Source organism: Shewanella avicenniae, assembly GCF_017354945.1.
GTDB classification, from domain to species: domain Bacteria; phylum Pseudomonadota; class Gammaproteobacteria; order Enterobacterales; family Shewanellaceae; genus Shewanella; species Shewanella avicenniae.
The window spans coordinates 441022-467665 of record NZ_CP071503.1; the positions used below are offsets into that span (position 1 = coordinate 441022).

25 protein-coding genes, 2 tRNA genes and 1 other RNA gene are annotated in these 26644 nt (G+C 47.7%); 18 read left to right on the forward strand and 10 right to left on the reverse strand.

The annotated features are described in order from the left end of the window. Window positions 1-85 precede the first annotated feature (85 nt). The 9 genes from JYB87_RS01910 to JYB87_RS01950 all read left to right on the forward strand — a co-directional run bounded on the left by JYB87_RS01910 (window position 86) and on the right by JYB87_RS01950 (window position 9180). Window positions 86-1168, forward strand: coding sequence for a pilus assembly protein PilM (locus JYB87_RS01910; protein ID WP_207355238.1), 1083 nt, complete (start codon window positions 86-88; stop codon window positions 1166-1168). Then, the gene (locus JYB87_RS01915) at window positions 1156-1740 is read left to right on the forward strand and encodes a PilN domain-containing protein (protein ID WP_207355239.1); all 585 of its coding nucleotides are present in this window, start codon (window positions 1156-1158) and stop codon (window positions 1738-1740) included. The genes JYB87_RS01910 and JYB87_RS01915 overlap by 13 nt, the downstream gene beginning before the upstream one ends. Continuing rightward, the gene (locus tag JYB87_RS01920; RefSeq protein WP_207355240.1) at window positions 1737-2366 is read left to right on the forward strand and encodes a type IV pilus inner membrane component PilO; all 630 of its coding nucleotides are present in this window, start codon (window positions 1737-1739) and stop codon (window positions 2364-2366) included. Before JYB87_RS01915 ends, JYB87_RS01920 begins: the two co-directional genes overlap by 4 nt. After that, on the forward strand, window positions 2363-2878 hold the full coding sequence (locus tag JYB87_RS01925) for a pilus assembly protein PilP (protein WP_207355241.1): 516 nt from the start codon (window positions 2363-2365) through the stop codon (window positions 2876-2878). Before JYB87_RS01920 ends, JYB87_RS01925 begins: the two co-directional genes overlap by 4 nt. Before the next feature lie 21 nt (window positions 2879-2899). Next, window positions 2900-4951: a type IV pilus secretin PilQ gene (locus JYB87_RS01930; protein ID WP_207355242.1), complete on the forward strand. Its 2052-nt coding sequence runs from the start codon at window positions 2900-2902 to the stop codon at window positions 4949-4951. A 208-nt stretch (window positions 4952-5159) separates the two neighbouring features. Continuing rightward, window positions 5160-5675 (forward strand): shikimate kinase AroK, encoded by a 516-nt coding sequence (gene aroK, locus JYB87_RS01935; protein WP_207355243.1) that lies wholly within the window; start codon window positions 5160-5162, stop codon window positions 5673-5675. After that, window positions 5675-6754 carry a 3-dehydroquinate synthase gene (aroB, locus tag JYB87_RS01940; RefSeq protein ID WP_207355244.1) on the forward strand — a complete coding sequence of 360 codons (1080 nt, stop codon included), beginning with the start codon at window positions 5675-5677 and terminating at the stop codon, window positions 6752-6754. Before aroK ends, aroB begins: the two co-directional genes overlap by 1 nt. Window positions 6755-6773: 19 nt before the next feature. Further along, window positions 6774-8282 (forward strand): AAA family ATPase, encoded by a 1509-nt coding sequence (locus JYB87_RS01945; protein WP_207355245.1) that lies wholly within the window; start codon window positions 6774-6776, stop codon window positions 8280-8282. A 46-nt stretch (window positions 8283-8328) separates the two neighbouring features. Beyond that, a complete protein-coding gene (locus tag JYB87_RS01950) occupies window positions 8329-9180 on the forward strand; it encodes a Dam family site-specific DNA-(adenine-N6)-methyltransferase (protein ID WP_207355246.1) in 852 nt (283 codons plus the stop codon). Window positions 9181-9215: 35 nt separating this feature from the next. On the opposite strand, the gene JYB87_RS01955 is transcribed toward JYB87_RS01950, so the two are convergent. Next, window positions 9216-9572 (reverse strand): hypothetical protein, encoded by a 357-nt coding sequence (locus JYB87_RS01955; RefSeq protein ID WP_207355247.1) that lies wholly within the window; start codon window positions 9570-9572, stop codon window positions 9216-9218. 188 nt (window positions 9573-9760) lie between these two features. Between JYB87_RS01955 and rpe the strand changes: the two genes are divergently transcribed. Genes rpe through trpS form a run of 3 tightly spaced genes read left to right on the forward strand, consistent with a single transcriptional unit; the run spans window position 9761 to window position 12140 of the window. After that, a complete protein-coding gene (rpe, locus tag JYB87_RS01960) occupies window positions 9761-10435 on the forward strand; it encodes a ribulose-phosphate 3-epimerase (protein WP_207355248.1) in 675 nt (224 codons plus the stop codon). Further along, complete coding sequence (locus JYB87_RS01965; protein ID WP_207355249.1) at window positions 10432-11115, forward strand: phosphoglycolate phosphatase; 684 nt, start codon at window positions 10432-10434, stop codon at window positions 11113-11115. Before rpe ends, JYB87_RS01965 begins: the two co-directional genes overlap by 4 nt. A gap of 17 nt (window positions 11116-11132) precedes the next feature. Then, a complete protein-coding gene (gene trpS, locus JYB87_RS01970; protein WP_207355250.1) occupies window positions 11133-12140 on the forward strand; it encodes a tryptophan--tRNA ligase in 1008 nt (335 codons plus the stop codon). A gap of 78 nt (window positions 12141-12218) precedes the next feature. On the opposite strand, the gene JYB87_RS01975 is transcribed toward trpS, so the two are convergent. The 4 genes from JYB87_RS01975 to JYB87_RS01990 form a co-directional block, all read right to left on the reverse strand. Continuing rightward, complete coding sequence (locus tag JYB87_RS01975) at window positions 12219-12800, reverse strand: BON domain-containing protein (RefSeq protein ID WP_207355251.1); 582 nt, start codon at window positions 12798-12800, stop codon at window positions 12219-12221. Next, window positions 12797-13390 (reverse strand): phosphoheptose isomerase, encoded by a 594-nt coding sequence (locus tag JYB87_RS01980; protein ID WP_207355252.1) that lies wholly within the window; start codon window positions 13388-13390, stop codon window positions 12797-12799. Before JYB87_RS01980 ends, JYB87_RS01975 begins: the two co-directional genes overlap by 4 nt. Before the next feature lie 63 nt (window positions 13391-13453). Beyond that, the gene (locus JYB87_RS01985) at window positions 13454-13780 is read right to left on the reverse strand and encodes a YraN family protein (protein ID WP_207355253.1); all 327 of its coding nucleotides are present in this window, start codon (window positions 13778-13780) and stop codon (window positions 13454-13456) included. 12 nt (window positions 13781-13792) lie between these two features. Continuing rightward, the gene (locus tag JYB87_RS01990; RefSeq protein ID WP_228729926.1) at window positions 13793-15685 is read right to left on the reverse strand and encodes a penicillin-binding protein activator; all 1893 of its coding nucleotides are present in this window, start codon (window positions 15683-15685) and stop codon (window positions 13793-13795) included. Between the two features lie 88 nt (window positions 15686-15773). On the opposite strand from JYB87_RS01990, the gene rsmI reads away from it, so the two are divergent. Both rsmI and rnpB read left to right on the forward strand, forming a co-directional pair. Next, window positions 15774-16616, forward strand: coding sequence for a 16S rRNA (cytidine(1402)-2'-O)-methyltransferase (gene rsmI / locus JYB87_RS01995; protein WP_207355254.1), 843 nt, complete (start codon window positions 15774-15776; stop codon window positions 16614-16616). A gap of 41 nt (window positions 16617-16657) precedes the next feature. Next, window positions 16658-17013: RNase P RNA component class A (gene rnpB, locus JYB87_RS02000), an RNA gene on the forward strand. Between the two features lie 134 nt (window positions 17014-17147). Here rnpB and JYB87_RS02005 read toward each other — a convergent pair. The 3 genes from JYB87_RS02005 to JYB87_RS02015 form a co-directional block, all read right to left on the reverse strand. Then, complete coding sequence (locus JYB87_RS02005) at window positions 17148-18119, reverse strand: MBL fold metallo-hydrolase (RefSeq protein ID WP_207355255.1); 972 nt, start codon at window positions 18117-18119, stop codon at window positions 17148-17150. Between the two features lie 98 nt (window positions 18120-18217). After that, complete coding sequence (locus tag JYB87_RS02010; RefSeq protein ID WP_207355256.1) at window positions 18218-18508, reverse strand: hypothetical protein; 291 nt, start codon at window positions 18506-18508, stop codon at window positions 18218-18220. Between the two features lie 185 nt (window positions 18509-18693). Then, the gene (locus JYB87_RS02015; RefSeq protein WP_207355257.1) at window positions 18694-19443 is read right to left on the reverse strand and encodes a phosphatase PAP2 family protein; all 750 of its coding nucleotides are present in this window, start codon (window positions 19441-19443) and stop codon (window positions 18694-18696) included. A gap of 422 nt (window positions 19444-19865) precedes the next feature. Here JYB87_RS02015 and JYB87_RS02020 point away from each other — a divergent pair, with 422 nt between their 5' ends. Continuing rightward, entirely contained in the window at window positions 19866-21014 is a 1149-nt protein-coding gene (locus JYB87_RS02020) for an MFS transporter (RefSeq protein ID WP_207355258.1), read from the forward strand. Between the two features lie 84 nt (window positions 21015-21098). Here the strand turns inward: JYB87_RS02020 and ubiK are convergent, their stop codons facing one another. Beyond that, on the reverse strand, window positions 21099-21353 hold the full coding sequence (gene ubiK, locus JYB87_RS02025) for a ubiquinone biosynthesis accessory factor UbiK (RefSeq protein WP_207355259.1): 255 nt from the start codon (window positions 21351-21353) through the stop codon (window positions 21099-21101). Window positions 21354-21560: 207 nt separating this feature from the next. Between ubiK and rep the strand changes: the two genes are divergently transcribed. After that, complete coding sequence (rep, locus tag JYB87_RS02030; protein ID WP_207356571.1) at window positions 21561-23576, forward strand: DNA helicase Rep; 2016 nt, start codon at window positions 21561-21563, stop codon at window positions 23574-23576. 24 nt (window positions 23577-23600) lie between these two features. On the opposite strand, the gene JYB87_RS02035 is transcribed toward rep, so the two are convergent. Continuing rightward, a complete protein-coding gene (locus tag JYB87_RS02035; protein ID WP_207355260.1) occupies window positions 23601-26141 on the reverse strand; it encodes a bifunctional diguanylate cyclase/phosphodiesterase in 2541 nt (846 codons plus the stop codon). Between the two features lie 304 nt (window positions 26142-26445). Between JYB87_RS02035 and JYB87_RS02040 the strand changes: the two genes are divergently transcribed. Together JYB87_RS02040 and JYB87_RS02045 are read left to right on the forward strand one after the other, a co-directional pair. Further along, a tRNA-Arg gene (locus JYB87_RS02040) sits at window positions 26446-26522 on the forward strand. 42 nt (window positions 26523-26564) lie between these two features. Further along, window positions 26565-26640 (forward strand) — tRNA-His (locus JYB87_RS02045). Window positions 26641-26644: the final 4 nt, after the last annotated feature.

Here is a 26644-nt window from a genome sequence, read left to right on the forward strand (position 1 = left end):
TGTTAATGAAGCAGTTATAAATGATCACAAACTTGTAAAGTTTGTGCTACGCTAGGATTCAACAACAAAAAGATGGCACGGGATTATGCTTTCTAATTTCTGGAGGCGTCAGGCGCCGCAGATGGTCGGGATTGACATTGGCTCTCATGAAGCCAAAGCGATTCTGTTAGCCAAGGTTTCTGACGGATATAAAATATTGGCTCATGCTTCTGCGCCAATAAAGAAGGGAGCCGTAAATGACCACGATATCCGGGATGGAGAAGCGGTCACTGAATCTTTACGTCTGCTAAAACGCCAACTACCTAAATCTGCCAAGTTTGCGGCTGTGTCAGTATCAGGCTCAGCGGTGATGACCAAGGTCATCTACATGGATGCATCGCTCAGCGAAGTTGAAATGGAAGCGCAGATTGAAATTGAAGCAGATAATCTTATCCCATATTCCCTCGATGAAGTCAGTATCGACTTCGAAACGCTTGCCCCGAATAAAAACGATGCCACTAAGGTCGATGTACTGTTAAGTGCCTGCCGTACAGATAATATTGATGCGAGAGTTGATGCGTTAGATAGCATCGGCATGGAAGTCAAAGTGGTCGATGTGGAAGGCTATGCATTGGGCCGGGCCTATGAGTTAGTGGCCAAACAAGTGCCCGAAAGTATCCAAACAAGCGGTGTGGTGGTGCTGGTCGACATTGGCGCCAACATGACGACCTTTGCGGTCGTGGAGCAAGGCGAAACCACCTTTATTCGTGAACAAGCGTTTGGCGGTGAGTTGTTTACTCAGTCCATTCTTTCCTACTACGGCATGCCTTACGAACAGGCCGAAAAAGCTAAAATTGATGGCGACCTTCCACGTAACTATATGTTTGAAGTACTCACGCCATTCCAAACGCAATTATTGCAACAAATAAAACGTACGCTTCAGATTTATTGCACGTCTAGTGGTAAAGATAAAGTTGATTATGTGCTGTTGTGTGGTGGTACTTCTAAATTAGAAGGTATGGTCAATTTGCTTACCAATGAACTTGGCGTACAGGCGGCAATTGCAGACCCGTTTAAAGGTGCGCTTAAGGCCGATGAAAAAGTACAGCAACAACTAAAGCAAGACATCAATAAATATCTTATTGCCTGTGGTCTCGCCTTAAGGAGTTACGGTCAATGGCGAACATAAATCTGTTGCCTTGGCGTGAAGAGGCCAGGGAAAAGAAAAAGCGCGATTATTTAGGAATTCTGGGACTCGTATTTGTTGGCGCGGCACTATTAGTGTATCTCGCTATCAGCTTTATTGGTTTGATGACCGAAGATCAGCGTGAACGTAATGCCTATTTGCAGAATGAGATTCAGCAATTAGATAAACAGATTGCTGAAATTACCAAAATTAAGCAGCGTAAAGCAGATATCGAGAAGCGGACTGAGATTATTCTCAACTTGCAACAATCTCGAAACTTACCGACGCATATTTTAGATGAGCTGGTAAAAATCATTCCGCCAGGCGTTTATCTGTCGAGTGTTGAGAAAAAAGGCAGCATTATTTGGATTGAAGGACGTAGTGAGTCCAATAACAACGTGGCCAATATGATGCGTAAGATTAAAGCATCAGAATGGCTGCAAGACCCTTCCATGCAGTCTATCGTGTCGCAACAAGAAGATATTCGTGAGTTACAGCGCTTTAAGCTGAAGGTCACAGTGAAAGGTGGCATGGAAGAACTGCCCGCGGCAACGACTAAGGGGGCTGGCAAATGAAATTCGATCTTAGCCAGTTTAACGATTTAGACATGGAAAATGTCGGCGATTGGCCGGCACAGGTCAAAACCGTGTTTGCCATTGTGTTGGCGATTTTGGTGTTTGTTGGTGGTTACTATTTCTTTGTTGACGATGCTTGGGCATCATATGAGGCTGAACAGAACAAAGAAGCTCAGTTACGACAAGACTTTACAGCAAAATATCAGTTAGCTGCTAATCTAGAATTATACCGTAAGCAATTGATTGAGATGGAAGCTCAGTTTGCTGAATTGTTGAAGATGCTGCCATCGCAAAATGAGATGCCCGGTTTGTTGGATGATCTCACTTTTGTGGCGACAGATTCAGGGCTAAAAATTCGCAGTATTGACTGGGACGCGGAAAATCAACGCGAGTTTTACATCGAATATCCAATTCGAATGTCAGTCGAAGGCGGTTATCACCAATTAGGCAAGATGGTTTCAGGTGTTGCTGAATTGCCCCGTATCGTGAGCTTGCATGATTTCGTGATTAAACGCGAAGAAAAAAGCGGTCAATTGTCGATGGATTTGTTGGCAAAAACTTACCGCTTTAAAGAGGGGGCCGAAGCTGGCAGTGCAAATAGCAAGGCAAAGGGGAAAGCTAAATGAGATTTTTTCCAATTGTCTTAGTGGTAATTTTAATAAGTGGCTGTATTGGTGACAGAGCTGATTTGGAACAGTTTGTGGCGTCTACTAAGACCAATCATGTTCCGCGGATCCCACCACTAAAAGAACCTCCGAAATTTGAGCATTTTGCCTACCAAGCTGAGTTGTTGCGCAGTCCTTTTGTACCGCCAGCTCGTGAACTGACTGAAGAAGTAGTTGATACCTCGAGGGATTGTTTACAGCCTGATCTTAAACGTAGAAAAGGTCGGCTTGAAACTTACGCATTGGATAATTTGAAAATGCGCGGCACCTTAAGCCAGGACAGCGTTGTTTGGGCATTACTTGAAACCGCTGATGCGAGTGTATATCGCGTGGGCGTAGGTGATTATCTAGGATTGTATCACGGACGAATCAAGGCAATTTCTGCCAGCAGTATTGATATTAGAGAGTTAATTCCTGACGGTTCGGGATGTTGGACCGAACGGAATAGCAGTCTAGAGTTGACAGGCGAATAACCGGCGAAGGATGAGAAAATAATGAGATCTATTGTGGCGCATAACGAACCTGGAAAGACAGGCGCATGGTTGCGACTCGCATTGGGATGTGTATTGGCGGTTAGTCTCATTCCTTGCGCAATGGCAGACAATAAGCTGGTTAATGTGAAATATCACACTGTCATTGATCATCAACTTGAGCTGGAGTTGATGTTTGAAAGCCCTGTTGCAGACCCGGAAATTCAATTATCCGCTGAACCAGCGGGTATTCGTCTTAACTTTGCTGACACCACCTCTGGCCTTGAAAAAACAGAACTGCCAATCGATCAGGTTGGCGTGAACAAAGTAACTACGCGTCAGCAAGAAAAGACGCTGCAGGTTGCGGTCGATCTTGCCAAGGTCAAGCCTTACCAAGGTAAAGCTTTTGGTAATACCTATCGGTTAACTATCAATGATTCTGTGCTTGACCCTAAAAATAGCCAAGCCAACAATCCATTTGTAAACAAAATTAAAAACATCGATTTTCACCGTGCTGGCGAAGATGGTGGTGAGTTGGTTGTTGAATTGAACAATGCTGCCGTCGCTGCCAATGTGCAGCAGGTGGGCGCAAAGCTTGAAGTGCAGTTTTACAATACTGAAATTCCAGACGACATGTTGTATGTCATGGATGTACAAGACTTTGCAACGCCCGTTCGCAGCTTTGAAACCTTCCGTAATGATATGACCACACGCTTCACGATTGATGTCAAAGGTGTGTATGACTATCAATATGAACAGGATGGCAATCTGTTTAAAGTGGTCATGAAAAAGGCCACTCAAACAGCCTCAGTTGAACCAAAGAAAAAGTACAACGGCAAGAACATCTCACTGAACTTCCAAAAGATTTCGGTAAGAACTGCGCTGCAAATTATTGCTGACTATAACGATTTTAACTTGGTCACCAGTGATACCGTTGATGGCAGTATTACGTTGCGCCTTGATGATGTGCCTTGGGATCAAGCATTGGATTTGATCCTGCAAACAAAAGGGTTAGATAAACGCATCGAAGGCAATATTTTGATGGTGGCACCCGCTGAAGAACTAGCGATTCGTGAGAGCCAAGATCTGAAAAACAAGCAAGAAGTTGCCCAGTTGGCGCCGCTTTACTCGGAATATCTGCAGATAAACTATGCCAAAGCGACTGATATTGCGGCGCTGCTAAAAGGTGATGGCTCAAGTTTGTTGACTGAACGGGGTAGCGTTGCAGTTGACGAACGCACTAACACTTTGTTGGTGAAGGATACCGCGGATACATTGGAAAACGTCCATCGCTTGATCGACGCGCTGGATATTCCTATCAAGCAAGTATTGATTGAGTCCCGAATGGTTACCGTAAGTGACACCGTGGCGCAGGATTTGGGTGTGCGTTGGGGGGTCACCGATCTGCAGAATGACTATGGTACTTCTGGAACATTGGAAGGTGCATCGGGGCTAGTCTCCGGGACAACGCCAGCGCTTGCTGATCGTCTTAACGTGAATCTCCCAGCAGGTGGAAATGCGGCTAGTATCGCTTTTAGTGTGGCGAAATTGACAGATGGCACTTTGCTAGATCTTGAATTGAGCGCATTAGAGCAGGAAAACAAGGGCGAAATCATTGCGAGCCCTCGTATTACCACGTCTAACCAAAAGGCGGCTTATATCGAGCAAGGTGTGGAAATCCCCTATGTCGAATCAGCTTCTAGTGGTGCCGCTACCGTTCAGTTCAAAAAGGCGGTGTTATCACTGCGAGTAACCCCACAGATTACACCTGATAATCGTGTGATTCTGGATTTGGAAATCACTCAAGATTCACAAGGTGAGATTGTGCAAACGCCATTGGGTGAAGCGGTATCAATCAACACTCAAAAAGTGGGTACACAAGTGTTGGTGGACAATGGTGAAACCATCGTGTTGGGCGGTATCTATCAACAACAAATCATCAATGCAGTGAATAAAGTGCCGGTCTTGGGAGATATTCCAGTACTGGGTAACTTATTCAAAAGCAGCTCGGACGCTAATGAACGTCATGAACTGCTGATTTTCGTGACGCCAAAAATCGTCACTGAAGACTTCTAATTTTCCGTTATAATTCAGAAGCCAGTGCTTTATGCACTGGCTTTTTTATTGCGTAGCTAGATAATAAGTGGAAAGGGTGGCTTGCTAACTGATACCGTTAGCTGAGATAATCCCGAGTCAAGTCTCAATAGAGCAAGGTAACAATCCCGTCGATTTGTTGCCAAATCGACTTTCTGCAAACTATTCATAAGATTCAGACGTATAAGAAATGGCTGAAAAACGTAATATTTTTCTAGTAGGGCCTATGGGCGCCGGTAAGAGCACCATAGGACGTCACTTGGCGCAAATGCTACATCTTGAGTTTTACGATTCCGATCAGGAGATTGAGAGCCGTACAGGTGCGGACATCGCATGGGTATTTGACGTTGAAGGTGAAGAAGGTTTTCGACGTCGTGAAGCCCAAGTGATTGCTGACTTGACCGAAAAGCAGGGTATTGTGTTAGCCACTGGTGGTGGCTCGGTACAGAGCAAAGATATTCGTAACTTCCTGTCTGCTCGCGGTATTGTGGTTTATCTCGAAACAACCATCGATAAGCAGGTGGCGCGTACTCAACGTGATAAACGTCGTCCGCTGTTACAAGTGGATAATCCACGAGAAGTTCTCGAAGATCTGGCGGAAAAACGTAATCCTCTGTATGCGGAAATTGCTGATGTCATCGTAAAAACAGATGAACAAAGTGCCAAAGTAGTTGCTAATCAAATCATAGATAAATTGGGGTTCTAATGTCGGTTGAGCAGATCCAGGTTGAGTTAGGAGCACGAAGTTATCCCATCTTGATCGGTCAGGATCTGTTAGGCAAAAGTGCTTCATATTTATCGCAATTTTCAGGGCGCAAACTGCTCATTGTGACTAATGATGTAGTTGCGCCTTTATATCTCCAGCAAGTTTCCGATTGCCTCAGTGAGGTTGGAACTGTGCTGTCTGTCGTGTTACCTGACGGCGAAAAATTCAAAACGCTTGAACAGCTGAATAGCATTTTTACTGCATTACTTGAGCATAATTGTGGTCGAGATGTGGTGATTGTTGCGTTAGGTGGCGGCGTTATTGGTGACATGGCCGGATTTGCTGCAGCGAGTTATCAGCGCGGCGTTCAATTTGTGCAAATTCCTACAACGCTGTTATCGCAGGTCGATTCCTCGGTGGGCGGTAAGACAGCAGTGAATCACCCGCTGGGTAAAAACATGATCGGTGCTTTCTATCAACCACAAAGTGTGTTGATTGACACCCGTTGTTTGAGTACCTTGCCTGCACGAGAATTCGCGGCTGGTATGGCGGAAGTGATTAAGTACGGCATCATTTGGGACAACAGCTTTTTCGCGTGGTTAGAACAACACGTGCAAGAATTAAAAACGCTAGAATCCAGAGCACTTGCTTACGCTATTCAACGTTGTTGTGAAATCAAAGCGGAAGTGGTTGCGGAAGACGAAACCGAACAAGGCGTACGGGCACTGCTCAACCTTGGACATACCTTTGGGCATGCGATTGAGGCCGAAATGGGATATGGCAACTGGTTGCACGGTGAAGCCGTTGCCGCTGGCACAGTCCTTGCTGCGGAAACAGCAAAGCGTATGGGATTGATTGATGAGTCAATCGTTTGTCGCATTGTGGCGTTATTGGAGGCGTTTGACTTGCCAATTACTGCGCCTACAAGCATGAACTTTGACAGTTTTATTCAACATATGCGGCGCGATAAAAAAGTGCTGTCCGGTAAAATTCGGTTAGTGTTACCCACTAGCCTTGGCAGTGCCGCTGTTTTTGGCGAAGTATCCGATACTTTGTTGGAGCAAGTTATCAGCCGCTAATTGACCCTCGGGTGATCTGGTGGCGAACGAACTTCTTTTACCCTCTCAAGAAACACTTATCCAAAGGCTGTTACACCTTGCGTGTTACGGTCAACAATTGGTACTGCTAAGCGGTGCCAATGGCAGTGGTAAAACGAGCGTATTGGCGGGACTCGCTGACGAACTCGATACCCGCAATCTTGCCTTAGTCAGTTGTCCGCAGCATGTAGCAGCGCAAGAAATCCGCCGTAAAATTATCATGCAACTGCTGCCCGATCCGCTGTTTGATGATGAAGTCTCTTTAGTTGATACGCTGTTACGTTTTGTCAGTACCCTGAATAAACCACTTCACATTTTGCTAGATGATGCTGAACATTTGCCATTGGCTGTTTGGGCTGAACTATTACTTGTCACTGAGATTCAGTGCGCAGGCTATCCCATCACAGTAACCGCAACAGTTTCGACTGAATTTGCTGAGGGCTTTAGCCATCAGCTGCCTGCGCGTTTGCGCAATGTGTTGTTACCTATTGTTATTTTGCCATTGAGCCTTGCTGAACGAGAAGGTTTGTACCAAACATTGCTGACCCGTTCAAAGCAAAGCACTTTTACGCCTCGTAGCATTATCGTGCCGCAACTGCAGCGCCAAACTGGTACCCCTGCTGAAGTGGTTGAGTTAATCGAGTTAGCATTGAATGAAACCCCTGTGGTGAAGATGCAACGGGCGTGGGGTAAGTATTTTGCCGCGGGTGCATTGGCAGTATTCATGATGGGTTGCTTAGCGTGGTACGGTTATAAGGCATCTGTACCATTGCCTGAAGTCACGCTGGCGAGTCCGGTGTTAGCCGCAACAAATGTTGATATGATTGAGTTTGCTAAGGCGATTATTGAGCCCTCTGACAGTGAATCTGACATTCCTGCAGCGGCATTACATGGCTTGACGCTGCTGTCCATCACCGATTTTGCTGATGTGTCTGGTGTGACTAGCCAAGATGAGTTTTCCTCACCTCAGAACGAGTTTGCGGCGAACTTACCATCCCATGATGACGCCGACGTCAGTAGCGAACTGTTGCAAGATGCACTAAATGTCGCTGGGGTTGAAACGAGCACTATACGGCCACCTCAAGCACGTAAAGTGGAGCTATTAAGTGTTGCAGCAAAGCCAGCTTCTCATCCCACTAAACGACCAGTCGCACAATCAGACGCACAGTCATCCACGCAATCGTCAGTCATCTCAGCGTCAGCAGTCGATGCTCCAAAAGCCGCTGCTACCAAGCTGCCAATGAAGGGATTTACGCTGCAGGTGGCGAGTGTCAAACATCGTGATTCGTTAGCACCCGTGTTAGAAAAATTAAAAGGGCAACCGATTACAATTTGCCGTCACCGCGATTGGTGGGTAGTACTTGTGGGGGATTTTGCTGAACGTGCAACGGCCAGTCAAATCAGTCAACAGCTGACTGCGAAGGGATTTTCTAAGCCTTGGCTAAGAGCCTGGAAAGAGCTGGGCGATTATCAGTTGGAAAAACGGATTAGCGATGAAATTTCTTCGTAAAGCAGGTAATATTCGGCCTTTGGTTTTCAACGTTTGGCATTGATTAATGATAAAAAAACAGCGGGCGTTTCTTAAATGGGCGGGCGGTAAGTTCAAACTCGTCGATGCCATTGTGCGCCATTTGCCTGCTGGACAACGTTTGGTTGAGCCATTTGTTGGTGCTGGTTCCGTATTTCTTAATACTGATTATGCCAACTATCTTCTTTGCGATATCAATCGCGATCTGATTGATATGTATAGCATTGTGCAACGTGACCCTGAGCATTTTATCGGATTGGCTGGCGAATTGTTTATCGCGGCCAATAACGATTCAGAGTTTTACTACAATACTCGAAAACGTTTTAATGGCGCGAAAGACCCGCTAGACCGGGCGTTGGGATTTCTGTATCTCAATCGTCATGGGTTTAACGGTTTGTGCCGTTACAATCGCAAAGGGGCATTCAATGTGCCTTTTGGTTCCTACAAAAAGCCCTACTTTCCTGAAGCTGAAATTCGGGGTTTTTCTAAGAAATCGCAACGAGCAGAGTTTGTTTGTTTCGGATACGAGCAGGCATTTGAACTCTTACAGCCCAATGATGTTGTTTACTGCGACCCGCCTTATGCGCCACTCTCTAGCACTTCAAGCTTTACCACCTATGTGGGGGCAGGATTTAGCTTAGATGATCAAGCGATTCTTGCCCGTAGCTCGCGCCAAACCGCATTTGAGCGCGGTATTCCTGTGGTGATCAGCAATCACGATATTCCACTGACCCGCGAACTCTACCGTGGTGCTAAGTTGGAAGTCATTAGCGTGCAACGCAACATCAGTCAGAAAGGCGCTTCACGTAAAAAAGTGGATGAATTGATTGCGTTATATGACACCGAAACTGCCGACAATGTTATCAATCTGTGCCAGTGAGCATAAACAATATCAGCTTTAGGATGTGGTTTTAGTTAGCTTTGGGTGCTACGGCCAGAGTTTCGAGGAGAGACATCATCGATAGGTTTGCGTTGATGGCCGCTCAACAGCTCCATAAAATCGATGAAGTGAAATTGGCCAGAACGGCTTTTACCGCTTAACCAACTGCGCCAACTTAATTCTTGTTGCGGATTTGCACAGCGATTACTTGGGTGGTTAGCTGGAAGGGCTGTGTTGTACTCATTGCGAGTAGTACAGTTACCTACCAATGATTGGTCGTCAATTACCCACTGTTGAACGGAGAACGCCGCAGATACCACAACACCAGCGGCAGTAATGGTTACTGCAACCGTCTTCATGTTGGGGATAAAAGCTGCGAATTTGACGTCCATTTTCTCGTTCATAAATAATTACAACTTTTGGAGTATAGCAAACGCGCTGATAAATTAAACAGCTTTTTTGACCATGGTAGCAGAAGGATTTTTCAGCGCTGCGTGTACAATAAACCTCTTAACAAACCTAGAGCCTGTCGCTGCTGGCGGGTAGAATAGGTCTCTTTCCAACCCCTAGTGAGAAAACTATGCGTCCTTATTTAATTGCCCCCTCTATTCTTGCTGCAGATTTTGCTCGTCTTGGCGAGGAGGTCGATAAGGTGCTGGCCGCTGGCGCAGATGTAGTGCACTTTGATGTGATGGACAATCACTATGTGCCTAACTTAACGTTTGGGCCAATGATTTGCAGTGCATTGCGTAAACATGGTGTCACCGCCGAGATTGATGTGCACCTGATGGTAAAGCCGGTGGATAGCTTAGTGCCTGCGTTTGCTAAAGCCGGTGCTTCAATTATTACGTTCCATCCAGAAGCGTCCGAGCATATTGACCGCACGCTGCAATTAATCAAAGAGCATGGCTGTAAAGCGGGCTTGGTATTCAACCCTGCCACGCCATTAAGCTATTTAGATTATGTGATGGATAAGCTGGATATCATCATGTTGATGTCGGTAAATCCTGGCTTTGGTGGCCAATCGTTTATTCCACAAACTCTGCCAAAATTGGCGCAGGTGCGCAAAATCATCGATGAAAGTGGCTATGATATTCGTCTCGAAGTTGATGGCGGGGTGAAGGTCGATAACATTGCCGAAATTGCAGCAGCTGGCGCCGACATGTTCGTTGCCGGTTCAGCGATTTTTGGCCAACCAGATTATCAAGCAGTGGTTAATCAAATGCGTGAGGAACTCACAAAGGTATCAGCATGAAATTTAGTGGCATTAAGGGAATAGCGTTTGATTTGGATGGCACCTTAGTGGATAGCGTGCCAGATTTGGCGGTGGCAACTCAGCGTGCACTCGCGGAGTTAGGGCTTGCTAACGTGACTGAAGCTCAAGTTCGCAATTGGGTGGGCAACGGCGCCACTAAACTGATGGAACGTGCCATTAATGCCAGTAGCGGTGAACTTCCTACTGCTGATTATCTGAATGAAGCCATGCCGATTTTTATGCGCCACTATCAGGCATGTTTAGAGCAATACAGTGAGTTGTATGATGGCGTTGCTTATGTATTACGTCAACTGCACGCGCAGGGTTATCGTCTTGCGGTGGTAACGAATAAACCGCATAAATTTAGTGTGCCACTGCTCAACGCCTTTGGTATCGGTGAGCTATTTGAGCCGATTTTGGGCGGTGACAGCCTGCCTAAAATGAAGCCAGACCCTCTGCCATTGACTCATCTTTGCCAACATTGGCAACTCACCCCACAACAAGTGTTGATGGTGGGCGACTCAAAAAATGATATTCGCGCCGCGAAAGCCGCCGGTATTGCCTCAATCGGCTTGACCTATGGTTACAACTACGGTGAAGATATCGGACTCAGCGAGCCCGATGCGGTTTGTGAATCTTTTGAACAAATTCCGGCGTTACTTGAAAGCGCTGATAAATAAGCGGAGCAAATAAACAAATGAGCAGTAATAGTAAACCCATTGTACTGAGTGGTGCTCAGCCTTCTGGTGAATTGACCATCGGCAACTACTTAGGCGCATTGCGTCAGTGGGTGAATATGCAAGACAGTCACGACTGCCTTTACTGTGTCGTAGATTTGCACGCCATTACGGTTCGTCAGGATGCAGAAAAGCTGCGTCAGGCCTGCTTAGACACACTGGCCTTGTACCTAGCCTGTGGAGTTGACCCGAAAAAAAGTACTGTATTTATCCAATCACAAGTGCCACAACACACGCAATTGGCATGGGTTCTGAACTGCTACACCCAAATGGGTGAGCTGAGCCGTATGACGCAATACAAAGATAAGTCGCAAAAATACGCTAATAACATCAACGTTGGCTTGTTTGATTATCCGGTGTTGATGGCGGCGGATATTTTGTTGTATCAAGCAAACGAAGTACCTGTAGGACAAGATCAGAAGCAACATCTTGAACTGACCCGCGACATCGCGATTCGTTTCAACAATGCCTATGGCGACACCTTTACTGTGCCAGAGCCATTTATTCCAGAATTGGGCGCTAAAGTGATGTCACTGCAAGACCCAACAAAGAAAATGTCTAAGTCAGATGAAAACCGCAACAACGTGATCGGCTTGTTGGAAGATCCAAAAGCGGTGATGAAAAAGTTGAAAAAAGCCATGACCGACAGTGAAGAGCCACCCGTTGTGCGTTTCGATATCGAAAACAAACCGGGGGTATCTAACCTGCTGAGTTTGATGTCTGGTGTAACAGGTGAAAGCATTGCCTCACTGGAAGCTCAGTTTGAAGGCAAAATGTATGGCCATCTGAAGGGCGCTGCCGGTGAAGCGGTTGTTGGTATGTTAGAGCCGTTGCAGCAGCGCTATCGCGAGTTCCGCGAAGACCGAGCATTCTTGGATGCGGTCATGCGTGAGGGTGCTGAAAAAGCACAAGCGCGTGCAGAAGCTACCTTGAAAACCGTTTATGAACGAGTGGGCTTCTTGGTCTAATCGCTTACCTATCCAATAAAAAACCGGTCGCTTGACCGGTTTTTTGTAGCTCTACGCATAAGTAAGTCTGGTGAGTGATTAGCGATTTGCACTCGGCTCAACGTACTCAAACACTTTAATCACTTTGCGAACTCCGGCGGTTTTGCTGGCAATATCGGCCGCGAGGTCTCCCTGCTCACGGCTAACTAACCCTAGCAAGAACACTTCGCCATTTTCGGTAACCACTTTAATCTTAGTCATATCCAATACTTTATCGTTCAGCATTCGACCTTTCACTTTGGTGGTGATCCAAGAGTCGTTACTGCGGGTGGTAAAGGATATTGGGTTGCCGATGCGGATTTGGTTATGGATTTTGCCACCAAGCTTCAGCGACTGCACTATGTTAATCGCCAGATCGCGCAAGCGTGAGCTAGGGGCTTGGCCAATTAACAGCACATTGCCATTCATCGACACGCCAGTGATGTGACTTTGGCTGCGCAACTCATCGTTAGAGCGCAGTTTGCTATCAATGACAAAGTCCGTATTGGTGTCATCTAGCTGCGTCTTAATGGAGCGTTCGTCGTTGAGCATGACCGCACCCTTTACGGTGCCCGCCATCATAGCGCCGGCGCATCCCGTAAGGGTAAACATCATAAAACTCAGCAACATCAAAAACTTCATTGCGCATCATCCTGAGGAAACAGCGTTTTATCAATGTTGTCACAAAGACAGTGGATAACCAAGAGGTGCACTTCTTGAATACGCGCGGTCACGTTAGACGGTACGCGTACTTCCACATCGTTACTGCTCAACAAGCCCGCCATGGCACCGCCATCTTTGCCGGTTAACGCCACAATGGTCATATCCCGGCTGAGTGCAGCTTCCATCGCTTTAATCACGTTACGTGAGTTACCGCTGGTCGAGATGGCCAGCAAAATATCGCCCGGCTGACCTAGTGCCAATACTTGCTTTGAGAATACTTCATCATAGCTGTAGTCATTGGCAATCGCGGTTAAGGTTGAGCTGTCAGTGGTTAGCGCTAACGCAGGTAACGGTGGGCGTTCAATTTCAAAGCGATTCAGCAGCTCAGCAGAGAAATGCTGCGCATCTCCAGCACTGCCACCATTGCCGCAAGCTAGGATTTTATGACCGCTCAACAGGCAATGCACCATCATCTCTGCGGCTTTCGCAATGGAATCTGGTAGTGCTTCAGCAGCATCGATCTTGGTTTGGATCGATTCAGTGAAGCTCGCCTTAATATTATCTAACATGCAGGTTTCCTTTATCACACTGCTCGGTGTTTTGCTGTCACTGCCGAGCTAAGGTCTGGTTAACTAAAACGCCCCGCGAACCCAATCAATCTGTTGCTGGTTGATTCCCACCAGATCGAAGCGGCAAGGCGCATCAATTTTGTGTTGCTGCAAATAGCATGCAGCGGCTTGGCGAATACGTTGCATCTGTGCCTGACTTAAGGCGTGCAGCGCACCACCGAATTTGTTGCCGGAGCGAAATTTGACTTCAACAAACACCCACTGTTTCCCGTCACGCATGATTAAATCGAGTTCGCCAAAGCTGTAACGAACGTTCTGAGTGACAAACTTGAGCCCTTGTTGCTCTAAGTATTTTCGCGCCTGATTTTCAGCATCCTTGCCAATATTCAACTCGGGTTATCCTTAGTTTTGCTGCAAAATCCCGTGACGGTAATAGCCCCATTTGAGCTGACGATTAATCACGCCGTCTTTATCCACCGACAGCAGGCCTGTACGCCCACTAAATTGGTAGCCGGGAAAGGCGCGCATTTGCGCCAGCTTGTTGACCAATTGCAACGAGTCATAGCCCATTGCATACAAACGTTTTTGTGGGTTGCCCCAGGTTGGCCACAACGCTGCCAAATTACTACTGTTGCCAGTTGCTTGCATCAGCCAAGGAATGTCGCTAATGGTGATGTTGTTCAGCTCTTGCACTGCTTGGCGACTATCATCTTGGCGAGCACGGCTACTGGTGTAGAGCTTCGCTGGTTCGGCAAACACGCTGAAATTCACGTCGATAAAGGGTTTCAACAAAGTGAGGTCATGGGCGCTGCTGATCATGTAAATTGCATCGATATCGCGACGGGAACGAAAATCGGCTTTGATTTGATTACTCAGCAGTTTTTTAATTTCATCGATACGCGCTTCACTCTGATCCACGCCTAAGGCTTGCTGCACGGTCTCGCGCATTTTTTCGTTGTCGTAGTAATGGATTTCGGCGGGTTTATCCGTCAGTTTTTGCCACGTCAGACTGAAACTTTCGGCCATGCGACGACCAATGTTGTCGTTGCTCGCCAGTAGCAAAGGTAGCTCGATACCGTCTTGATACATCCGCTGCGCCGCATCTGCCGCTTCCTGCACCGGCGATAACGCAAAATAGAATTGATCGGCAGCGCCAGTCAGTTGGTCGGCATTATTGAGAAACAACTCGGGTGGTCGCTTGTTGATTACCGGCGCATTGGTCGCCACTGGCGCTGTCGTGCCATTTGCAGCTAAGGTTGCAACTGCGGGTTGGGCGAACAGTTGAGAAACTTGCTCTACTTCGTTTTGCAGTAGCGGGCCGATGATAAAGTCTGCCCCTTCGCTCACAGCCGTTTGATAGGCCGTTGCGGCGCCGTTGGCGGTATCATAAAAACGCAGCTCTACATCGGCATCAGGCTCGTCCAGATAGCTGGCAATTAGACCTTGTTTTAGCGGTACTGCAACATTGGCACGCTCACCCGATAACGGCAGTAATACCGCAATATGCTGCGGATGATAAGGCTTAGTGCTGAGCGCATGTTGCAAGTCTTCCGGCAAGGTCATGGCAGCGGGGTGGCTCGGGTTGCTACTTTGCCAGTGGCCCAGTTGACTCACCAATGAACTTGGGTCGACTGCGTAATGTTTAGCAAGATAGGCTAAGCGCAACCAACCGAGATAGACGGGTTCACCACCTTTGGCTACGTAATACTCTAAGGTGTCTTCCTGTAAGCTATTGAGTGAATTCCAAATCGTGCTATTCAAGTTCTGCACTTCAGCATCACTCAAGTAGCGGCTAAGTTGGCACAACTCGCGCACTTGCTCAACCGTACGTTTGGTTTTGGCATAAATCGAGGCGCGCATTTGGTAATAGTTGCGCCATTGCCAATCGGCTAAGCGCCAACTGGATTGGTATTGTAGCGTGGCTAAGGCATCTGCCAGCATCTGCTTATGTTCAAAAACTTTGGCTTGCAAAAACACATGCTCTGCCAGCAGTTCATCTTTTGCGACCAACTTACCTTTCAATGAGGTGAGGATCTCTGCGGCCGCTTTAATCTGATTGGTATTGAGGTAAGCATGTGCTGCTTGCAGCAATAAACGTTGGCGACTTTCGCCATCGGTCGTTTTTGAGGCCGCATCCAAATAAAAAGAGGGAGCTTGCTGCACACTGGCAAGTGAGCCGGTATTGACTTGCACCGGTTTGGCAACTTGTGGCGTAGGTTGCGAGCCACAACCCCAAAGTGCCGCCATCAGCGACACTGCTAACACTAACTTAATGCTATTCTGTCTTTTTAACACAGGACGGTACTCTGGTAAGATGCTGCCACTAGTTTAACCTTACATGTTGGCGAGTGAAAGGCCGTTAACATTTGTCCCTGAGGTAAATATGACGTTAGCCGTCGCCCTATACATTGTTCCCACTCCTATTGGCAACTTGGCGGATCTCACGCCCAGAGCGCAACAAGTGCTAAGTGAAGTCGCGTTAATCGCCTGCGAAGACACTCGCCATAGCGGCAAACTGCTGAGTCATTTTGGGATTACTACTCGTACTGTGGCGTTACATGATCATAACGAACGCGCAAAAGCCCAATGGTTTATTGAAAAATTAGCCGCCGGTGAAGCGGTTGCTTTGATTAGTGATGCGGGTACGCCACTGATTTCAGACCCTGGCTATCACTTAGTGTCGCAAGTACGTGAAGCGGGCTTTGCTGTGAGTCCGCTGCCCGGTGCCTGTGCCGCGATAACGGCATTGTCGGCTTCCGGCTTGCCGTCAGATCGGTTTTCGTTTGAGGGCTTTTTGCCAGCCAAAGAAAAAGGTCGCATCGATAAACTCATTGAGCTCAAGCAAGATCCACGCACGCTGATTTTTTATGAGTCACCGCATCGCATTTTGCCTAGTCTAGAATCACTCGAACAGGTTTTTGGCGCGGATAGACAGATGGTGATGGCACGTGAGCTCACCAAAACCTTCGAAACCTTTCTCACCGGCACCATTAGCGAAGTGCGGGCGATTGTTGCCAGCGACCCAAATCAGCAAAAAGGTGAAATCGTGTTGATGTGCCATGGCTTTACCAGTGAAGCCGACGAGGAGTTTCCGCCAAAATCCCTCGAAGCATTACAACTATTATGTGCCGAACTGCCGCTAAAAAAGGCTGCAGCGATTACCGCAGAGATCTTTGGTCTTAAGAAAAACGCCCTGTATAAATACGGTCTTGAGCAAGGCTGGTAGAAAAGTTTGGTGCTTATCGTTAGCTAAGCTATAATCCGCGCCGAGTTGGCCGGGCAGTCGCTGCGTTCGCAAGAACGGGGAGGAAAGTCCGGGCTCCATAGAGCAGGGTGCCAGATAACGTCTGGGCAGCGTGAGCTGACGACAAGTGCAACAGAGAATAGACCGCCTGCCTTCGGGCCGGTAAGGGTGAAACGGTGCGGTAAGAGCGCACCGCACGGCTGGCAACAGTTCGTGGCAAGGTAAACTCCACCCGGAGCAAGATCAAATAGGGTTCCTTATGGCGTGGCTCGCGTTGGAACCGGGTAGATTGCTTGAGCCTACGAGCGATTGTAGGCCTAGAGGAATGGCTGCCGCTCCTTCGGGAGAACAGGACCCGGCTTATAGGCCAACTCACTTTATTTAAAAAGAAACGGGTAATCACTTTGAAATTAAGCGGTTACCCGTTTTTTATGCCTTAAAAATTTTGTTTAGGACTTGCTTGGTACAAAAGTGCTACACAGAGTGAGACACAATTATGCCGTTTAAGCGCATTTACTTAGCTGCGCTAGGTTTACGATTCACATAATCGACCGGCACCCATTCATAGCCATCACCGCGTTGGCGCAAGTGACCAATCCCCGGGAATGATAAATGTGGCCCGGCAACTAATTCCCCTTCTTTGACGAACTGATCAAAGGCTGTATTACGCACTGCTTTGGCCTGCGACTGATCTTGGTCGTAAATGATCGTAACGTTAGGGTGAGCAAACTGCACAGATGCAATATGGATAATGTCACCGATAAAGGTGATGCTCTTGCCTTGGCTTTCTAACCGATAAAACGCCGAACCGGGCGTATGCCCAGGGTGCTCGGTGGCGGTGATGTTGGGCAGGATCTGTTCGCTACCGCTGAAGGTTTTGACTTTGTTGGCATCTATGTAAGGTTTGAGGGTGTTACGCGCGCCATCAAAATATCCTTGGCCGTATTGAGAGCTTTTCATCTTGGCATCATCAAAGAAAAAGTCGATGTCACCTTTGCCCAAATGTACGGTCGCATTGGGAAATACGCGCTGGCCATTTGCAATCAAACCACCCGTATGATCAGCGTGAGAATGGGTCAACAGAATATCGGTGATATCTTCGGCTTTTATGCCAAAGGTGGCTAAATCAGCGAGTACTTTACCGCCTTTATCGGGACCGAACATATGACCCGCGCCAGTATCTACTAACACTGTATGTTGAGGCAGTTGGATCAAATAAGCATTGATCGAGCCCTCTACCGGATTGTGTTGGAAGTTATGCGCTAGTTGGTTATCGATGTCCGCTTGGCTGATGTTCCGCAATAGCTTTTTGGCATCTTGTGGCACTGTGCCATCGTTTAATGCGGTGACCACAACATCACCTACTTGCAGCTGGTAACCACCGGCCTGTTGGTTGATCAGTTGTGTCTCGGCGTAACTCAGAGGTGCTTGTAACAGCGCCGTAGACAACAGTAGCGCGCACAAAGTGCGATTTAAACTTAGCATGGCATTACTCCTTGTAAATCCTGATTTGGCTGTTATTTTGCGCCGCCTAGAGGTAAATGCAAGGCTATATGCGTAATCCTTTATATATTCAAGGCTGGCTAACCTGCGAGGGGCGTCATGGCAGTGTCCCAGTGATGGGGGGTAATGCCTAACCACTCATGGGCATAGCACTGCGCATCTGCCAACGAAGCACAATGCAAGCTGGCAGTGTAAAGGCCTTTAGGGCTAATGACTAATTCAACCCCTTGGGCTGCATCGCCAATAATTTCCAGCGTGATAGCACGCTTACTGCGTGGCAATGTGGTTTGTGGGGGAGTGATTTGCCAAAAGGAGCTATTGCCGAAGATGATGGCCTGAGTAGTGGCGTACAGATGGATAGTATGACTCACGAGTGGTGCTCTCTAGTTTAAAAAATGGACATCCTTGTCCAACGCTGGGTTGCCAAGGTAGCAAAGAATGCATGGTGATGGCCTGAAACCGCTCAACCTCTGAATTGATTAGAGCAGCATTCGCGTCCGAGTGCTGTGGCAATGTGGCGATCAATTGTGGCGAAAATATGGCAATGATTGGAACGTTAGTCCCGTTCGGTGTTGGTGATGAATTTTGCCGTTAGCCAGTGCATGATGAGGTTGCTCACTAGCGTGATGACGCCGGCTAATAATGCGGATGCGAGCACATCAATAGGCCAGTGCATCCCAAGTAAAATACGCGACAGGCTCACCCACCATGCCCAGCACAGCAGTAACATCGGCAGCAATATGCGCTTTCTCTTTAATAGTGCGACACTACTGCTGAGGGCAAGCGTACAGCTAAACAAGGTGTGGCCAGAGGGAAATGAATAGCTCGTTTCAAACTGCCATTGACTCCACACATTTGCTGAAATTGGAATCGGCAGTTGATCGCGTGACAGTGCTGCTAACAGCACACTGCGCTCACTGCTATCAGCTTGATAAAATTGGCTGAGATTGAGCAAGCCATGCTGGGCAAGATATTCCACGTAGGGGCGAGGTTCGGCAAACAGTTGCTTAAGTCCATGACTGAGCAGCAGATTTAAGCCTAACGCCAGCAATAGGGTGCAAAAAATAGGCAAGCGCAGCCGAGAGGGGAGCTGAACCAATACCCATCCCAACACCACAATACTGGTCACCACTCCCCATGGCCGAGTGCCGGTCATAGTAAGTGCATAGTTCAGTTCGGCGAAACCGCTGGAAAGATCCAGCAATGGAAAAAGTGCCCGCCCTGAGAGCGTAACGAGCAGTGGCGGCAGTAATAACAGTAGCCAGCTAGTTACACCACAGAGCATGGTCGCGCGAGTGATCGGCATTGCAGTCCTTGCGATGACTTTGGCTGTCAATAGTGGCAAAGCTCCTAGCCTGATGTAAAGCGTCAGCTGGTAATCGTCTATTGCCCGAGCAGAGAGCCTTTAGGGTTGAAGCAGCTATCGTTGGTATGGTCTATTCTTCCTGGTTAATGAGTCTTAACTAGCTGAGTTTAAAGGTATTTATTGGTGTTGCATTAGTATTTATATTGGTGAAATTTTTTGTCCATAAATAACTAAATCAATCTAAGGTAAAGTAATTAAATTTGTTAAAAATCAATTACTTTATTTTTAAATAGGGATTTTTTGACGAATTTTTTTAACCATCAGTTTGCGTTGGCGCACAGCGGCAAACTTTGCCTAATTGACGGAATTTATTCCGGTGGAATAATGCGCACACTTTTCGATGTACCTACCTTCAAACATAAATGTCTACTTACACTCGACCGGTGCTGTTATTGCTCAGCGGTCTACTGCTGTTGACCCTTTCGATTGCAGTATTAAATACCCTAGTTCCCCTTTGGTTAGCGCGCGAAAGCATGGCGACATGGCAAGTTGGCATGGTCAGTTCTGCATATTTTGCCGGTAATTTGCTGGGCACGCTGCTGGCGGGGCGTTGTATTACCCGGCTTGGGTTTAATCGTAGTTATTATCTCGCGTCACTTATTTTTGCCGTTGGCTGTATCGGCTTAGGGGTTGTGGTTGAGTTTTACAGCTGGTGTCTGTGGCGGTTTATCGCTGGCGTCGGCTGTGCAATGATCTGGGTTGTGGTTGAAAGCGCGTTAATGTGCAGCGGTCATTCTCGTAATCGCGGTCGCTTATTAGCCGCTTATATGATGGTGTATTACTTCGGCACGGTAGCGGGGCAGCTGTTGCTGACAAAACTGTCGACGGAGCTGATGAGCGTGTTGCCGTGGGCAGTAGCCTTGGTGCTGAGTTCTATGCTGCCACTGCTGTTTACTCGCATCGTCAACAATGAACCTGCAGCAGAGCAGCAAACCCACTTATGGTCGATGTTGCGCCTTCGCAAGGCGCGTTTAGGGGTTCATGGCTGTGTGATTTCGGGCATTGTGCTCGGGTCGATGTATGGTTTGATGCCGCTGTACCTCAATCATTTGCAAAAGGATGATGCAACAGTGGGGTTTTGGATGGCCTTGCTGGTCAGTGCTGGCATTTTTGGTCAGTGGCCTGTGGGTAAGCTGGCGGATCGCTTTGGTCGCTTGCTGGTACTGCGGGTGCAGGTGTTTATCGTTATTTTGGGATGTATCGCGATGTTGTCACATGTCGCGTTAACACCCGCGTTATTTGTTCTCGGTGCAGCTGGTTTTACGCTGTATCCGGTGGCGATGGCTTGGGCCTGTGAGAAGGTGGCGCAACATCAATTGGTGGCAATGAACCAAGCCTTGCTGTTGAGCTATACCGTAGGCAGTTTGGTTGGGCCAACATTAACTGGCGCGCTGATGGAAACCTTCTCTGATGGTTTGCTGTTTATCATGATTGCCAGCGTGTCAGTGGTGTATCTGTTGATGTTAATGCGTAACGCCGAGCAGCATCCGACGCCGGTGGCTCACGTCTAACTGAAATTCGCATATCAAAAAGGCCGCAATGGTAGTTAATCGTTGCGGCCTTTAGTTTTTCTAGAGCGTAAATCGCTGTGTCAATTACGCATCTTGGCTCAGCTTGGCTTCAAGTTCAGCGACTTTCGCTTGCAATGCTTCGAGCTTCTCGCGGGTTTTTAACAGTACATGTTGCTGTACTTCGAACTCTTCGCGAGAGACTAAATCCAGCTTCATCAGCTGTTGTTGCAGAATGCTTTTGCTGCGTTCTTCAAACTCACCGGCAAACTGTTTTACAGGAGCAGGCAGGTTGTCACTCAGTTGCTGAGCCAGTTCTTCAATCTTTTTTGCGTTAATCATTGTGATACTTCCATCGGTTACGCCATTGAGTGAATTGTAACCCAAGCCATAGGGTTATCCCAATAATTGCGCTGCTTTTGTGTTGGCGAAGTTATGCTGGTGCACTCTTGTGCGGCAGTGATGGATTCGATGCCGCGCCAATCTCGCCCATCGCGGCGGTTGTCTGCTATGATTGCGCGTCTGTTTAGTTGCTACCTAGTGTTATTGATGAAGTTAAATCCCGCGCAGAACGATGCCGTTCATTACATCTCTGGTCCCTGTTTAGTCCTTGCCGGCGCAGGCAGTGGTAAGACGCGCGTGATCGTCAATAAAATTGGCTATCTCATCCAAACCTGTGGTTATAAGGCGCGCCATATTGCTGCTGTGACCTTTACCAACAAAGCCGCGCGAGAGATGAAAGAGCGGGTGTCACAGTCGATTGGTCGCAAAGAAGCCCGTGGCTTGTGGATCTCGACTTTCCACACACTGGGCTTAGAAATCATCAAACGTGAACACAAAGCGCTGGGGTTAAAACCGGGGTTTTCCCTGTTTGATGATCAGGACTCGATGGCGCTGCTGAAAGAGCTGACTGAGAAAGAGCTACAAGAAGACAAAGATTTACTGCGCTTGTTGGCAACGACAATTTCAAACTGGAAAGGCGGACTGATCATTCCCGACCGCGCCCGCAAGATCGCCAAAGGCGAGCAAGAACAGCTGTTTGCATTGCTATACCAGCGTTATGCGCAGCACATGAAAGCCTACAATGCGCTCGATTTTGATGACCTGATCCTGTTGCCCACCTTGCTGCTGCAGTTCAACGAAGAGGTGCGCAAGCGGTGGCAGAAACGGATTCAATATCTGCTGGTGGACGAATATCAAGACACCAATACTAGCCAATACGAGTTGGTCAAACTGCTGGTGGGTGAGCGAGCACGTTTTACCGTGGTGGGCGATGACGACCAATCTATCTACTCATGGCGTGGCGCTAAGCCGCAAAACCTGGTGCTACTTGGCAAAGACTTCCCCGAGTTGAAGCTGATTAAACTGGAGCAGAATTATCGCTCCAGTCAACGGATTTTGCGTGCCGCTAACATATTGATTGCCAACAACCCGCACGTGTACGACAAGTCGCTGTTTAGTGAGTTGCCCTATGGCGAGCCGCTGCGGGTGCTCAATGCGGCCAACGAAGAGCAAGAAGCGGAGCGCGTTGTCGCAGAGATTATTCGGCACAAGTTTATGGGCAAAACCAACTTTGGTGATTATGCGGTGCTATATCGCGGTAATCACCAGTCGCGCTTGCTGGAGCGGGCGTTGATGACCAACCGTATTCCGTATCGATTAAGTGGCGGCACCTCATTTTTCTCGCGCGCAGAAATCAAAGACATCATGGCGTACCTGCGTTTGGTGGTGAACCCTGACGATGACAATGCCTTTTTGCGGGTAGTGAACTTGCCCAAACGTGGCATTGGCCCTGCAACCTTGGAAAAACTCGGCAATTTTGCCAACAGCAAACATATCTCTATGTTTGAGGCAATTTTTGATGCCGGCCTGCATCAGCATTTGAGTGCTGGCGCGATCGAGAGCTTATTTAAGTTTGGTCGATTTATTGTTGATACCGGCGAAATTGCTGAGCGTGGCGAAGGTGTGGATGCCATCAAGCAATTGATCCGCAATATTAACTACGAAGATTATCTTTACGAAACCAGCCCCAGCGCTAAAGCCGCTGAGATGCGGATGAAGAATATCTCTGAGTTGTATCGCTGGGTGACTGAGATGTTAGCTGGCGATGATCTTGATGAGCCAATGACCTTACCCGAAGTGGTTACGCGGCTGACGTTGCGCGACATGATGGAACGCAATAACGAAGATGAAGCGGGTGACCAAGTGCAGTTGATGACACTGCATGCTTCCAAAGGCTTGGAATTCCCCTACGTGTTTATCGTGGGTATGGAAGAAGGGTTACTGCCACACCAAAGCAGTATCGATGAAGATAACATCGAAGAGGAACGTCGCTTAGCCTATGTGGGGATCACGCGGGCGCAGCAGGAACTGTTCTTTGTGGTCACCCGTGAACGACGCCAGTTTGGCGAAACGATTCAAAGCCAAATCAGCCGGTTTATCGACGAGTTACCGCAAGACGATTTACATTGGGATAACCGCAAACCGGAAAAGAAAACCGAGCAGGAGCGGATGCAGACTGGCAAAGCCAATATTGCCAATTTACGCGAGATGTTTAAGAAATAGCGCATGCACCACGCCATGCAATGGTTAGGCTAATGCGATGCTTTCGCCGTTGTCGCTGGTCTGCGCGTATTGCACTGTGCTAAATCCCATTTGCCGTAAACAATCCAGTTGGGCTTGGCTATGAATGCCATCGACAATCAGGTTGATTTGCATCGATTCAGCACTGAGGCGAATCGCATTTAACAGCCGTTGATGGCGTTTGCTGCGGATCCCTTGCGCCAATTCTGGTTCCAACTTCAACTGACTAATGGGCAAGAAGCTCAAGGTAACCATCGAACTGTAGCCACTGCCATAGTGGCTAATGCCCAGATTAATATCCAGTTCCCTCAGTTCTTCGAAGCCGCTGGCGTGGCTTTCATTATCACGCGCCATGGCCAACTCACTAAAGAATAGACACAGGTGGTCAAGTGGGAATTGGCAATTCCGTAAGCAGTTTTTCAGATTGCGTAGAGCGTGTTTGTGGGTCAAATGTTGACTCGACACCGTCAAGTGTAGACTCGATACTCCCGACAGATTAAGCGCGGTGTAACTGCTGCTAATCATTTCAATCGTATAGCGGTCTAGATCAAGCAACATATTGGCTTGCTCGGCCAGTTGCTGTAGTTGCTCGTGGTTAATAATGCCATGTTCAGCATGATGCCACACCAGTCGGACATCGCGGGCAATCTCTTGCCTATCGGCTAACGACTCAACTCGAGCGAAGCTCAATTGGATTTGGCATTGTTCGATCGCGGCGCGTAACTCGTTTTCGAGGGTAATATTGCGTAGCAATTGCTCGTGGGAATGTTCATCAAACACCACATAGCAGCCTTTACCACGGGTTTTTGCCATATACATTGCAGTATCAGCATCGCGCAGCAGTGACTCGCTGGTTTCATTCTTATGGCGGCCATTCATCGCAATACCGATACTGGCACCAGAGTTGAACATCTTTCCGCTTAGATTAAAGGGTTTGGCTAACTCCGCCAAAATCCGCTCAGCAACGTCTTTTGCGTCTTCTATTTGATGAATGTGCGCCAGCAGAATCACAAACTCGTCACCACCGAGGCGTGCCAAGGTATCTTGCTCGCGAATACAAAGACCTAACCGGTGCGCTGTTTCGATCAGGAAATGATCACCTTCAAGGTGACCTAAGGTGTCGTTAACTAACTTAAAGCGGTCAAGGTCGATAAATAGCAGTGCGAATTGGCCGTTGTTAGCTGCGTGGTGAATATTAAAGGCGTCTTTGAGGCACGCCATAAACATCATCCGGTTGGGCAGGTCGGTTAATGCATCATGGCTAGCATCATGTTTAAGCTGAAGCTCCACCTTGCGCCGTTGCGAGATTTCGCGCTGTAAATCTTTGTTGGCTTGTGCCAGTTCGCGAGTACGTTCAACGACTTTTTCTTCTAACTCTTCTTTTGAGCGTTTTAGTGTGTCATTGGCGTACTTTCGTTCAATCGCAGTAGCGATGTGTTGCGAGACAAAAGTCAGCAAGTCCATATCTTTAAACTGATATTTTTGCTCATGACTAAAGGAGTAAACCGCCAGCGCACCACAAATCCTTCCTTGAAGCATCAACGGAATACCAATCCACTGTTTCATCAATTGGGTATGATTGAGATCGGGCGCGCGGTTGTAAATTTCCCCTTGGCTAATGAGCTTCTTCATTGCATTTTGGTCTAACAGCATCGGCCTTTGAGTGCGAAGCAGGTATTCCACTAAGCCATCTTTTAATGGACGCGTCTTCGGCGGTACATTGTTTTGCTGCGATACATAAAACGGAAATTCGAGTTGACTGCGATCGGATGTTAATAAGGCGATATAGCAGTTTTGTGCCGGCAACAAATGGCTTATGACTCGGTGTAATTCTGCATAAAACTCACCGTCTTCCAGATTCGAGGTGGCTAGATCGGCGATTTCAAATAGCGAGCGTTGCAACCGTTCGGCACGACGTCGTTCATACACTTCGAGTTTGAGCTTCTCGTAGGCCTGGCTAAGTTCTTGGGTGCGCTGCTCGATTGCCAATTCGAGCTGTTGCTGATGCCTTAATCGCTCAAGTACGCCAGCAATATGTTGGCTGATAAATTCCATCAACTCTTGATCACGGCGGTTATAGCAGATCTCAGGGCGGTAACTTTGCACGACCAAGACGCCAATCACCAAGCCATGATGTTTGATCGGCACACCAAACCATTGATGCGAGGGTGAACCGAGATCGTCGATCTCACCCAGTTCGGTGAGTTCTTGCGCCATATGTTCATCACACAATAGTGGTGTTTGATTACGTAAGACGTAACCAGTCAAACCGCGCTTAAGTGTGTCTGATAAATGTTCGTCAGAGTAGACTTCTGAAGGATGGGCGTCCTTTTCATCCGCAAAAAAGGGTAGCTCGATACGGTCTTGCTGTTTTAACGCAATATAGAAGTTATCTGCGGGGATAAGTTGCTTGAGATGCCGATGCAGACCAAAGTAAAACTCCTGCATCGTATTAACAGTATTGGCGAGTTCAGAGACACCAAGGAGTGCTTGTTGCGCCACTGTGATTCGCTTAAATTCAACTGCTAATGTGTCGTTGCTATTCAATTTATCGCCCGAGCCTAACGTTGGAACGTCACTCTAACGCGGATTTTTGAGTGGCATTTTGCACTGCCGTCGCGCTCGTTGTTAGTAACGTCTTGTAAATAAATTGTTGAATTATTAACTAAACTGCTTAGTAATATCATTAATGCATCTTAGTGCCAAGCCAAATTATTGGCGACTGTCATTTACCTGATTGCTGTCATATTGTGCTATTAAGCTAAAACTTGAACAACTAAACAAAAAATGCAAAATAACCGTAGACGCGGCGATGAAATACTCCTACTATATGCGGCGCTGACACGGCAGGGCGCCCATAGCTCAGTTGGATAGAGCGCACCCCTCCGGAGGGTGAGGCCGAGGGTTCGAATCCTTCTGGGCGCACCATCTAGGTAAGGGTAGCTCAGTCAAAGTTAGCAAAATTCAGTGGTGGCTGTAGCTCAGTTGGTAGAGCCCTGGATTGTGATTCCAGTTGTCGTGGGTTCGAGCCCCATCAGCCACCCCATTCT